Annotated in this window: 10 protein-coding genes and 1 pseudogene; 8 read left to right on the plus strand and 3 right to left on the minus strand. The window is 54.2% G+C overall.

What is annotated here, in order from left to right; translation table 11 throughout:
- The 6 genes and pseudogenes from H522_RS19930 to H522_RS0115755 all read left to right on the plus strand — a co-directional run.
- Nucleotides 1–245, plus strand: a pseudogene (locus H522_RS19930) (IS110 family RNA-guided transposase); the annotation flags it as partial.
- A 642-nt stretch (nt 246–887) separates the two neighbouring features.
- Nucleotides 888–2144, plus strand: coding sequence for a sensor histidine kinase (locus H522_RS20765; protein WP_051344362.1), 1257 nt, complete (start codon nt 888–890; stop codon nt 2142–2144).
- The gene (locus H522_RS0115740) at nt 2141–2842 is read left to right on the plus strand and encodes a response regulator (RefSeq protein ID WP_026963053.1); all 702 of its coding nucleotides are present in this window, start codon (nt 2141–2143) and stop codon (nt 2840–2842) included. The genes H522_RS20765 and H522_RS0115740 overlap by 4 nt, the downstream gene beginning before the upstream one ends.
- Before the next feature lie 432 nt (nt 2843–3274).
- Complete coding sequence (locus H522_RS0115745) at nt 3275–4225, plus strand: ABC transporter ATP-binding protein (protein ID WP_026963054.1); 951 nt, start codon at nt 3275–3277, stop codon at nt 4223–4225.
- Nucleotides 4222–5361 (plus strand): ABC transporter permease, encoded by a 1140-nt coding sequence (locus H522_RS0115750; protein WP_026963055.1) that lies wholly within the window; start codon nt 4222–4224, stop codon nt 5359–5361. Before H522_RS0115745 ends, H522_RS0115750 begins: the two co-directional genes overlap by 4 nt.
- A 13-nt stretch (nt 5362–5374) precedes the next feature.
- Complete coding sequence (locus H522_RS0115755; RefSeq protein WP_026963056.1) at nt 5375–6559, plus strand: ABC transporter permease; 1185 nt, start codon at nt 5375–5377, stop codon at nt 6557–6559.
- Between the two features lie 541 nt (nt 6560–7100).
- Here H522_RS0115755 and H522_RS0115770 read toward each other — a convergent pair.
- Together H522_RS0115770 and H522_RS0115775 are read right to left on the minus strand one after the other, a co-directional pair.
- Nucleotides 7101–8444 (minus strand): methyl-accepting chemotaxis protein, encoded by a 1344-nt coding sequence (locus H522_RS0115770; RefSeq protein WP_035454441.1) that lies wholly within the window; start codon nt 8442–8444, stop codon nt 7101–7103.
- A 1233-nt stretch (nt 8445–9677) separates the two neighbouring features.
- Nucleotides 9678–10226 (minus strand): hypothetical protein, encoded by a 549-nt coding sequence (locus H522_RS0115775; RefSeq protein WP_026963058.1) that lies wholly within the window; start codon nt 10224–10226, stop codon nt 9678–9680.
- Between the two features lie 279 nt (nt 10227–10505).
- Here H522_RS0115775 and H522_RS22590 point away from each other — a divergent pair, with 279 nt between their 5' ends.
- Both H522_RS22590 and H522_RS21980 read left to right on the plus strand, forming a co-directional pair.
- Nucleotides 10506–10655, plus strand: a complete 150-nt coding sequence (locus H522_RS22590) for a hypothetical protein (protein WP_425387031.1) — start codon at nt 10506–10508, stop codon at nt 10653–10655.
- Nucleotide 10656: 1 nt separating this feature from the next.
- On the plus strand, nt 10657–11397 hold the full coding sequence (locus tag H522_RS21980; RefSeq protein ID WP_051344363.1) for an IS3 family transposase: 741 nt from the start codon (nt 10657–10659) through the stop codon (nt 11395–11397).
- 331 nt (nt 11398–11728) lie between these two features.
- Here H522_RS21980 and H522_RS0115785 read toward each other — a convergent pair whose 3' ends face one another.
- A complete protein-coding gene (locus tag H522_RS0115785; protein WP_026963059.1) occupies nt 11729–12352 on the minus strand; it encodes a LysE family transporter in 624 nt (207 codons plus the stop codon).
- Between the last annotated feature and the right edge of the window lie 260 nt (nt 12353–12612).

The following is a 12612-nucleotide window of genomic DNA, read 5'->3' on the forward strand; positions in this document are numbered from 1 at the left end:
AGTCCGAAGAGACGTCTCGAATGCGTACAGGTAACCGGTATCTGCGCTATTACCTGATTCAGGCTGCGGACAAAGTCCGAAAGTATGATTCTGAATACGCCGAGTTCTACCGAAAGAAGTACGGCGAAGCATTGAAGCACAAGCACAAAAGAGCACTCGTCCTGACCGCAAGAAAACTGGTACGCTTGGTGTTCACACTACTGACCACCAAACAGCTGTACACACCCCCGGAGAGGAGGAGGTAATTCCTTCCCCCAACTCAACCGGAATTTCCAGTTCTGAGGCCCACCTAATCGATGCGAAAATTCGGTGAACAGGCGGGTTTTATTCAAGTCATGTCTCTTTCCATAAATTTGTCGTCTTTTTCCAAAGTAATTTCCAATTCATCTCGATCACCCCCTTGACATATAACCGCTTGGCTGTGTAGTTATGTAATCCGGTTTATCGAGCATTTAACAGCGTCTCTAACCTATGCCTCACACCCGGCCATTCATCCTCGATAACGCTGTAGCAGACGGAGTCTCGAATGTATCCGTCGTGCATAATGCGGTATATAGTTTCTGTTCATTGCCTTCAATTCCTGCGTTATTACCGCGAAGTCTTTTGTATCGAACCGAGTTTCCTCACTTCGTGCCGTGTCGTAAAACTGACTTACACCGAGAACATTTCACGCAACATCGTGATAGAGTAAAGACGCAATCATTGGATAGCAAGATTTAAGTATATGGAATCTATTACATAAAACTCCAACATCAGCGTGTTATAATTAGGATGCATCCCTGCACACAGCAACTCATACGGAATTTTGGCCGTATCAAGCAGTCCGTTTGCACATGGGCAGGGTCTGCGTCACACAAATCATACCCATCCAAGAAGGAGGCCAGCTTGTGGCAGCAGAGGAACTCCACCAGCGCATCCCTTGGCAGCGCGTGATTTGGACATACCTGCGTCCTTGCTGGCAGCTCTGCATTGTCGTCTTATACGCGGTACCGGTACTGTCGTGGCCAGGGCGAGCGTGGTATACGCTGGGCGGCATCGTATTTCTCGCGTCCAATCTGATGCTGGCCGCGCGTATCCATCATCCGAAGTGGCCCGAGGTTTTGCATAAAGCGGTCTGGGTAGAAGCTGTGGCGGGCCTTCTCCTTGGGATCTACATGATGGTGCAGTTCCCGATTGGCCCCGCCAGTTTGCTGTTGTTTCCGACGTGGTCGCTGTCTGTCGTGCGATATCGCGATAAAGTGCTGCAGACTGGACTGTTCCTCTCCTTGCTGATCTTCTCGCTGTGGACAATATACGGTGCAGAGCAACCGCATCGGTTGGGCGATTGGAACAGCACGCCGACGGTGCAGTGGCTCCTCGTCGGACTGTATGTGGTGGTGTTGGCGTTTGGTGTCACGTTAACTGAACAGATTTTGGTCAACCGGCGCGATCGCGAACAGTTCACGGAGACGATGGCGCGACTCCAGGCGCAGTCTCATCAGTTAAGCCGCGTGAACGAGCAAGTCAATGAATACGCCAACCGAGTATACGATCTTGCTGCCGCCGAAGAGCGCAATCGCATCGCGGGCGAGATCCACGACAACGTCGCGCATCGGCTGACCGCGCTGTTCGTGCAGCTGCAGGCAGCCAGGCGCATTCTCGGGCAGGGAGACACGGAGGCGGCACAGGAGAACCTGCGGGTCTGCGAGGCGCTGGCACAGGAATCACTCAATGAAGTCCGGCAATCGGTACGAGCCATTCGCAAAACCGCGGACACGGAAGGCATCTCTGCTCTGCGCAGGCTCACGCTCCATTACGCCTCCATCACTGGCATGGAAATCACGTTCGAGACGGCCGTAACCGATGCCATCCCGGCGCAGGTAATGGCGCTTTTGTACCGTGTGATTCAGGAAGGCTTGACCAACGCACAACGGCACGGGCGAGCGACGAAGGTAGACGTCACGTTGGAACGCAGTGGCGTGTATCTGCGCCTCGTGATACAGGATAACGGCCGCGGCTCCAACTCGCCCGCGCTTGGCTTTGGCCTGTCCACCATGCGCGAGCGGCTGCGGCGATACGGTGGAGACATCGAGGTTACAAGCGAACCAGCGAAAGGCTTCCGATTGTCACTGCGGCTGCCGATTTGGGAAGGAGTGAACGTATGATTCGGTTGCTGATAGTGGATGATCAACGCCTGATGCGCGACGGACTCAAGACACTGTTGGGATCCGAACCGGACATCGAGGTCGCCGCCGTCGCTGCAGACGGCACCGAGGCGGTTGAGCTGGTGCAACAGAACGGTGGAGCCTTCGACGTCATCCTGATGGACGTTCGCATGCCAAACCTGAACGGCATTGAAGCCACCAGCCGGATTAAGCAGATCTGTCCCCAAGCCCGCATCGTCATGCTGACTACGTTTGACGAGCAGGAGGAAGTGGTCGGCGCGCTGCAGGCGGGTGCAGTGGGGTATCTAGTCAAAGATATGCCAGCCGAAGAGATTGCACAGGCGGTTCGGGCGGCAAATGCCGGCGGCGCCGTGCTACCGCCCGGGATTGCGAGTAAGTTGTTGTCGGCGATACAGGCCAAAGGATTTATGACCTCGCCTCAGGGAGATAACAAAGGCGAACCGCGGGCACCGCAACCAGCGGCTGACATCCGTCTCACAGAACGCGAGGAAGATGTGTTAGATTGTCTCGCGCGCGGCATGTCGAACCGCGAAATCGCCGCTCACCTATTCGTCACAGAGGGGACAGTAAAGAATCACGTCAGCAATTTAATCGCGAAGTTGAATCTGCGTGATCGGACGCAGGTCGCCTTGTATGCCGTTAAGCACGGATACGGCGGAACGTCATTCAAGAGGTAAGACCTTCGAGCCGTATACCTCGTAATATTCAACGATTAACCTCCAAAGGGAGTTTTATTCATTAATGACAGGGAGCGATTTGTAAATAGGCTGGGTTGCCTTACGGCGCATTCTTTCGATTCCTCATCTTGTATCTGGTCGCAAAGACTCTCTGCTTGTACGACTGAACACTCCTCACCCTCACACGGACCTTTCATTCATTACATTTCAACCTCGAATGAGAACTGGAAGGTTCATGTAAACCATGACTTTCGTCATGCTACGCATCTGTTATCCCCTGACTTGACGGCATATGCATTTCTATCGTTTGACACAGGCAGCCGCGAACTAAACCTAGTACGATGTGTACAGAATCAAGCGTCTCTGTTCCGGACTTTTCTAGCGAGCCATACGGCGTAGGAACATGGACAAAGTGACGCGGGGAGGTATTCGATGCTGGAAGTTGTGCGATTGACAAAAAAGTTTGGCGCGCACAAGGCGGTCGACGGGGTCAGCTTCAGCGTTCAGCCCGGCGATGCATTCGGACTACTCGGGCCGAACGGCGCAGGCAAGTCGACCACCATTTCAATGATTAGCGGCCTCCTGGTGCCGGACGACGGCGAAGTGCTGCTAGACGGCAGGTCGCTGCGCAAAAACCCGCGCTATTTGAAACAGCGGATTGGGCTGGTGCCGCAGAGTATTGCGCTGTACGAGCATCTGACGGCAGAGGAAAACCTGAAGTTCTGGGGGACCATCTATGGCCTGTATGGGGCCCGACTCGCGGACAATGTGAACTGGTGCCTGAAGGTGGCCGGCCTGGAGTCGCATCGCAAAGAGCAGGTCAAGAAGTTCTCCGGCGGCATGCAGCGCCGTTTGAACATTGCAGTCGGGATGATTCACCGCCCGGAGATCCTCATCATGGATGAGCCAACCGTCGGCATCGATCCACAAAGCCGCAACCACATTCTCGAAACGGTCAGAGAGCTAAACCAGGATGGCATGGCCATCATCTATACCAGCCACTACATGGAGGAAGTGCAGTTTTTGTGCAAGCGGTTGGCGATTATTGATCACGGTCAGATGATTGCCTATGGCCATCTCGACGACATTCGTCAATTGGCCGGCACCCTCTCGACCATTCGGATGGTGGTCAAGGGCGACCTCAGCCAGGCGGTTGTCGCCTTGAAGAACGACCTGGCGTTTCAGACCGTACAGAATGATAACGAGGAACTGTTGCTGCAAACGCAGGATGCCGCATCTGGCGTGGCCAAAGCGGTCGGCATCCTGAGAGGGTTTCAGTTGCAGCCGGCATCGATTGAAATCCAGGAACCGAACCTGGAGGCCGCATTCCTGCATCTGACCGGGCGCCAGTTACGAGATGGCAGGGAAGGTGTATCCGCATGATGCTCCGTGTGGCTTGGCAGATGACGAAGGTGAATTTGTGGGGGCTCGTGCGTGACCGGAAAGCGCTCATCATGCTGTTCGGACTGCCGGTAGTGCTAATGTTCATTCTCAGCTTCGCGCTGAGCGGGGTGTTTGGCAGCAAAGGCTTGCCGGCTTTCAACGTCGTTGTGGTGAATCAGGATGGGCAGGCCGCGTCGACGCAATTGATTGACGTCCTAAAAAGCCAAAAGGGCCTCATCCACGTCAAGACCGCAGAGACGATTGCACAGGCGAGAAATCAGGTTAATGCGGGCGGCGCCGTGGTCGATCTCTGGATTCACAAGGGCTTTACCGAACAGATTGCCGCCGGGAAAACCGGGACGGTCAGTGTGGAGGTGGAGCCAGGGCATGAGACAGACGGCAGCATTGTCCAGTCGATTGTCAGTTCGTTTGGTGAGCAAAGCGGTGTGATGCGGGCGATGACTGCGAGTCATGGCGGCGTACCGGCGACAGCGTACGGAGCCGCGATTCACATTGATACGCATACATCTCCGCTAAAACCGATTACCTCCGGCGCCTATTATGCGATCGGCATGATGGCGATGTTCATGCTAACGCACGCTATGAGTCGGGCGGAAGCGACTGTCGAAGAAAAGCACAGCGATCGATACAAGCGCCTTCTGGCTTCACCGTCCAGCCGGCTTGCACTCACCGGCGGACACTGGCTGTCGAACTTTCTGGTGTTGGCGCTGCAGGGCGCGATTCTGCTGTTGTGCGCCAGGTGGTTACTGAACATCCATCTTGGCCCCGTTATCCAGACGGGGATGCTGGTACTCGCTTATGCGGCTTCGCTCGCAGGCATCTCTTCCGTGCTCGGCGCCTGGATGAAGAACCAGCAGGCTGTGGATGGTTTAGGCGGCATCGGATCGCAGGTGGCTGCCGTGCTGGGCGGAAGCATTTTCCCGATTTACGGTTTTCCCAAGTTCATGCAGTATATTGCGCACGTTTTGCCAAACGGACGGGTGGTGAGTGCGCTCGTCAACAGCGTGATGGGCATCTCCGCGTCGCAATTGATGGTTCCCATCTGCTACCTGATTTGCCTGGGCATTTGTCTTGGGCTGTTGGCCACGATGCGCTACGGCCAACCGGCACGTTGAGGAGGTGTGAGGCTTGCGTATCTTACTGACGATTACAAAACGTTTTCTGCTCGATCTCGTACGTCAACGCTCCAACATCATCTGGATGGTCATCATGCCGCTCATCATCACGTTCCTCTTCGGCGTGCTGCCAAACCTGGGCTCATCGAAAGTGGCGGTCGCTGTCATCGACAGCGACCACTCCAAGGTCTCCCGGGCGTATGTACAGGCGCTCGAACATGCGGACGGTGTTCAGGTGAAGCCTATCCTGCCCAGTGAAACTACACAGACGCTGCGCGACATGCAGGCCAGCGTGATTGTCACCCTGCCGAAAGGGCTGCAATCGGACATTATTCACGGGGAAACGCCAACGATTGGCTGGCTCAAATCGCCATCGGCAAGCGGCAACTCTTCCGACGGACTGAACGTAGCTGATTTGCAACAACAGGTTACTCGCTGGACGCAAGTCGGCACTGCGAGCGTCGCGTCGAAGAGGCACAGCGGCGATACCAGCAGTACAGCGCTGGTCGCTGCGTTTACCAAGGGCCTGACACAGGGGCAGAAAGTGCACTCACTGGTACAAGTCAAGACGGACACCCTCGTCTCCGGCAACGTTCATAACAAGACCCTATCTTCGACGGCGAGCACACTGGCTGGGTTCGCGACGATGTTCATCATCTTCATCGTCTTCAGCAGCACGGGAGACATTTTTCGGGAGAAGCAAACCGGCACCTGGAATCGGTTGAAGGTCAGTCCGGCGGGTAGGTTCCAGGTCATCGGTGGGTACGCGCTGGCGTACTTTGTTATCGGCTGGTTTCAGTTCCTGCTGATGCGGTTCCTTGGCGCGTGGCTGTTTCGCGCCGACATTCCGCTCGGCGGATGGACCGTACTCGCTGTCTGTCTCTACATCCTCGGCATCTCCGGTATTGCCCTTTGCATCGCGGGGGTAGCGAAAAGTGGCGAACAGCACCGCATGATTGGCGCCTTCCTCGCCCTTGCGACGACCATGATGAGCGGCGCTTACTGGCCGCTCGACATCGAACCGGTATGGATGCAGCACCTCGCGTGGTTTGTCCCGCAAACGTGGGCGCTCCAAGCCTTTAAGCTCGCAGCCATCGGCGCATCCACACTAACGGCGCTGGCTACCCCGATGATTGTGCTGGCAGGATTCGCCGTCGTGTTCTTCACTGCGGGCATGGTGCAGTTGCGGTATTCGTAGGCAGGGGTTACGGCACAGGTGCGCGGGACTGGCACTGGCATGCGCTGGTGCATGCGGAGACGGCGGTCAGCTTAGGCTGGCCGCTTTTGGGATACGCCCATGTTGTCTCACGTGACCACTCCGCTTCGAACCACTAGTGCAAACATCACAAATGCTCATTGACATAATCTTCATAAGGAAATCAATCTGAACTACTGTTTTAGCTGATCTGGGTTATTAAACTTTCTATACACCGGTCGCATGATCCAATCCTTCACCGCACTTTGAAAAGCGGGTTCGTCGATGATCTTGGCAAAAATAGCATCGTTCAACCCGATGCGATCAATAGCCTCACCCATAACCACATCTTCGAACGCATAACTGAAATTTTTAATTGTATTCGACCTTGTCGCCGCAAAAAGCGTTCCACGGCCGGATCGATATACTTATTGGAGTGCTGACACATCTTTTCTGCCATAAAACGCCTCCACCAGCGCCTCCACGTCGTCCTGCCAGGTGATTGGATAAGATTCGAGACGACTCTTGAGATCAAAGATGAGGTTCAAGTCCGTCTCCACGAAAACCGGTCAGCAAGTTGTTGTAAGGTGCGTGCCATCCCGCGGACGTCCTCCGCACCGGCTGCAACCTCTTCCATCATGGCGAGCTGTTCCTCGCTGGCCGCTGCCACGGTCTCTACCAGTTCCGTCTGCTGTTCAGCGGTTGCCACAAGATCGGTCATATGTTGTTTGACCGTCTGTGCACGCACCCCAATTTCTGTCGCCGCCGCTTCGATCTCTTCAACATAGGAATCCTGCTGCGTCAAGTCCTCCACCATGGATAAGAAGGTCTCCGCCGCCGACTCGACCGCGCGCTGTCCCTCCTCCACCGCAGACGCGACCGATTGCGCTGCAGACAGGGAAGCCGCAGCCTGGCTGCCCATCTCGGTCACCACGGTATGGACGCGATCTGAGGCTGACTTCGCCTGCGCAGCCAAACGCCGCACCTCATCCGCCACGACCGTGAATCCACGCACCTCCTCGCCGGCCCGAGCCGCCTCGATCGCCGCGTTCAATGCCAACAGTTGTGTCTGGTCCGCAATCTCCTGAATCCACTGGGTGATCTCCATCACCTGTTTGGCGTGCGCACTCATGGACTCGGCCTGAACAGTCATGTCTTTGGCCTGTTGCCGCATCGCCAACATCCGCTCCGCGGTTTGTTGCATCTCCGCCTTGCCCGCGTCCACCTTGCCCCTGCTCGTCTGCGACAGCCGCAGGGCCATCTCGCCCAGCCGCTGAATTCGTTCCACAGCTTCCACCGTTTCCCGCATCCTCAGTTCCGTCTCCAAAATCTCCTGCCGTTGAACCTGCATGCGCTCCTGAATATCGCTCACCGACGCCGCTGTCTGTTCCGATGCGAAGGTGGTCTGCCTGGCGCTTTCACCTAGTGCCTCGGCTGATTCAGTTAAATGTACTGACGCCGCCTTTAAGTGCTCAAGGATGTCGCGCATGTTCCCCTTGGCCTGCCGGAGCGCCTCCACGACCATCGCCAGGTCTGTGCGTCCCGATATGGCCAGTTCCCTGTCTCCTACGTCTCCCTGAGCCAAGCGCTGCATCTCTTCGTGCAGCAGCCCGATGGGCCGCAGCAAAACCCGCAGGCGCAGTTGTACCAGTATGGCCAACACGACAATCCCGACGATGATGGAGCCAAACGTCCAACTCAGCCACCCAGTGAGTGTGGGCTCCATGGTCCGCCACATCACCAGATCGAACACAATCGCGCCGATGGAAGCTCCAATCCAGTACAGTGTCACCTCGCCCCGGATCTGACGAAAGAACGGGACTTGCGAAGATGTTCGAGCCACACGGTCCCCGTACAAATCCTCCGATTGCAGATGTTCACCTACCACTGCACAGACTTCCCCCTTCAGTTCCGCCGTACGTTCTTCCACCATCCCAATTTCACGGATGAACCGGCCAGATTTCAGACCCGTTGAACCTCCTGTAAATCAATCCGCAACAATCGACGGTATAATTTTACAAGAATATCAACAAGAGTATCAAGTTCTCGACTTTCCGTAGCACTTCCTCATCGTTTAATGAACCGTATCTATCCCGAGCAACGTTCACCGAGTCAATTCTCTTTCGCTCAATTTCACCGAGCAGAGCTCACAATTCAAGGGCTGTCGCAAGACGGGTACCTCCCGCACCAATATGGTCAAATGCAATTCGACTCATTCGGCATTCGTCCAGCTCTCCAGGTCTGCTACAAAGTGAGGTCGAATCCCCCGTTAGTGCTCCCAACCCTGTCCCCTCCCTAAGGTGCCTGCCACATTCTGTCCGACCGTGCTCGCTTTCAAAACTACATGTCTGAAAGGACGCTACACCAGACCAATTCGGATGGAATCGAACCACCCGGGTAGACTATGCTGAAGGCTCGCATACATGTTCAGTTCATGGTCTTCCTGAAACCCGTATCCCCAGCGTATTTGCCTAATGCATGTTCGCGATGCGATGCAGCTCACAAGGGCTACATGAAAATGGGTTAAACAGAGCTTTTGTCAATGTCTTGATCTCAACAAAATTGCAGTCGAGTAACCTTTTGGGGAACCGCGAAACCACAGGTGTTTTCCGCGGCGTTCTCATTCATCTGACGACAGGTTGGTGACGAGTACTACCTTAGCCGGGTGCGTCATCCTGGGCATGTGGTGGTCCATTCATTCGCCAATCACCAAAGTCTTGGGTTGCGCTCCCGTTACGAGGCTCAATCCCTTCACCCTATAGGTTGCGGTCTGGTCGTCGCCCTGTCTACGCTTCGTACCTGATATCACTGTCCTGTACGCAAGATTCGGTCCCCTGTGAGTGGCTAACCCTTGCAGGGACGGGAATTTCACCCGCTAACACACGCCAGCTTTCTTGGCACACCTAAAGCAGGATATAAATTTTCCAATTGCAGGCGTATCATCGGGCGAAGCGAGCAATAGCGATAAAGCCCCTCAGAGTGTCTTGAAGGGCGAAACTGTGTACGTTAAATCCAGGGTCTTATACCCGGTTTTTGGATTCGTATGGTGGGGTGTGTCCTCGCTCGAATGTGTAGATTCGCGAGGTTTTCGCCAAGGGCATGAATTTCCTTCTCGAGAAGGTCATTCAGATTTAACGTATTCGTCAATTGTACTTGCTTCGCTTCCGTTCAAAGCATTCGTTGCTCCAAAGTATTCGTCACCCTTGTTCTTGCTATAAACGTAATTGGCTAAGTCTGACATAATCCGATGAAAATAAAGGAGAGCTTGACGGTCATGCTTCTGTTCAGCAATTTTCAAAAGCGCTTCAGCATTATCCAAGTCCTTCAGAACTGCTTTCGTGATCTTATTCTGAGCATCCTTTTCGACTTCTTTTTTCACCTTTTCCACGGCAGGGATATAAGTTTTTTCTGCCTGCTCAGACCATGGTCCCCAATCCGGCGTATGACCATATCCGACCCACTGATTCGCGTCGTCATGGAGTGAACTTAAATCGGAATAAATGATGCCTTTATTGGTCGGATTGCCAATCCCCTGTTGAACCTTCTTTGTGACGGCATTGCTCGGGGGTTTCGTGGTTCCGTTTCCGCCAAAGATACTACAACCAGCCAATCCACTCGCAACCATAATAGCTAAGATAGCGATAAGAGCATTTTTGTCCCTAGCCGTCAATCAATACACTTCCTTTATTGGATTGTAACGAGCAATTTGCTACAACTTAGATTGTACAATAATTTTCCATAGATGTGTATACGGGTCTAGAAGGTTCTTAGTAGCCCGATTATCATCCATCATCGCCCCATTAAAAAACCGCGCCACCGCTGGGCGATTGCCCAACGATGAATGCGGTTGGTCAACAGGAAATTGTTCACGTGGAACGTCGGAAATTTACTCTAGAGTTCAAGATGTCAGGTCGTCGAACAGGCCATCGCCGCTGGGAACAATTCCGTTGTGGCTCGGAAGTACGATATCCGTCCGAATCTTGTCAGTCGATGGGTCCGCCAGTATAAAGCTGGCCAATCCATGCAGGGCAGCAGTCCGAAAGGAAACGCCCCATGTCACCCAGCAGGAACATGCTCAACTCGTCGCAGAGAACCGTGAATTGGATAAACAGGATGCCCATCTCAAACAGCTTCTGGGCGAGAAAGACCTTGAAATTGCTATTTTGCGTGACCTGCTAAAAAAAACAGAGCCCTCACTTGCGGATAAAGTAGCCATTGCGCACAAATGGGTCACAGCCGGGTATAACGCTACTCTCGTGCTGCGCATCGTGGGGGTCTCTCGATCCACTTCTTACTATCCGTTGACACACGAGCCAAGACCGCATACTACCTCGGGTGGGCGCCCGATTCCTGGGTACTCACTGACTGCGGAGGGCCGCAAAGTCAGTGATGAACAGATCAAGGAGTGGATTATGGAATCCATTGCCGGAGATGGTTACGCATATGGGTACCGCAAACTGACCCACATGCTCAGACAAGACCATGGACTCCTGATCAACGAGAAAAAGGTGTACCGCTTGTGTAAGAAACTGGATATCCTGCGGCCGCAACGGAAACTCCGTCATACACCCCCGAGGAAGCTGGCACAGAACCGCACCATCACGGCACCAAACCAGCTCTGGGAGGTCGATGTGAAGTACGGGTACATCACAGGAGAGGACCGCTTCTTCTTCGTACTGTCGTACATCGACGTGTATGACAGGCAGATTGTGGGATACCATATCGGTTTAACCTGCGAAGCCAGACATGCCGTCGAGACGTTTCGAGCAGCACTGTGGAATCGTCAGATTCTTCGGTGTCATATACCGTTGCCCACCGTTCGTTCGGATAACGGCCCGTAGTTCGTGAGCCATTTATTTGAATCAGAGTGTGAGCGATGGAATGTCCTACGCCGGCCGAGTTCTACCGCCGTCATATCGAGACAGGGCTCGAGCCTAGACGCCCAGTGAGGGTGTGACGCACGTTGGTGCGTATCCCGGGCCTCTGCCCCTAACTGCCCAAGGCCAGAGGGCGGAGGGCGGTCAAGGGAACCGAAGTTCAGCGACAGACGGCCCTTGAAGGACCGACGACCGATGGCAATTTGTGGCCCAGGGCAAAGGCCTGAAGAAAAAACTGCGAAAGAGCTCAATATCGGGAGCAAGTGTCCAATCTGCGGGTGTTAATCCGTGACCACTACTGAAAGGTATAGATAATGTAGCCAAGATAGACGGCTGATGACCACATCATGATTGCCGAAACACGGTTGATCACCTTTAGAGATGACCTGTGCAGAGCTACTCTTCCCACCACATGCCCAACCACGGACAATCCGAAGAACCACATCCACGACACGGAAACGCATGCCATGGCAAATGCGACTTTCTCGGACCAACCCGAATACCCTAATGCAGACCCCCCGATCACTGCCAACGTATCAATCAGTGCGTGCGGATTAAGAAGTGATACGGACAACGTAAACCCGATTTGTCGCCTTGTCGTCCATGGAGTTGAGATAGAGTCTACCGCAACCTCCTGTATGTCCTCCCTCCATGTCGACCAACCCATGTAAAGCAGAAAGACGGTACCGATTGTGCCGAACGTGTAGCGCAGCCAGGTAATATGCAGTGCCATGGCCGGGACACCCAGAACAGCGATAGCAATCAGCAACGTATCGCAAAGGGATGCAGTAACAACAGATGGAAGTGACCTTGACCATCGGCTATGCAGTGCACCTTGCGTCAATATGAACCCGTTTTGCATTCCGATCGTGTAACCGCTCACGCTATTTGACGGCGAGTGAGCGTTTTTTTTTGTCATTTTCAATGTCGGAGGATTCTTCGGATGATTGTCGTATCACGATCCGTATCGTAACGACAATCATTACGGAGGTGAAAAAAGGAAGAGAGACCCTGCAGGTTGGCCGCCTCTGAGTCTCTCTTCCGGTGCCCGGTTGTTACCGGGTGCAACAATGGCTATGCCCTCATATTACAGCGCTCCCTTTGCTGACGTCCAGTCCTATATGCAATTTTGTGAGGCTCCTGACCTGGATGCGATTCGCCCGCCGGAGTGCCAGCACT

Source organism: Alicyclobacillus herbarius DSM 13609, assembly GCF_000430585.1.
GTDB classification, from domain to species: domain Bacteria; phylum Bacillota; class Bacilli; order Alicyclobacillales; family Alicyclobacillaceae; genus Alicyclobacillus_G; species Alicyclobacillus_G herbarius.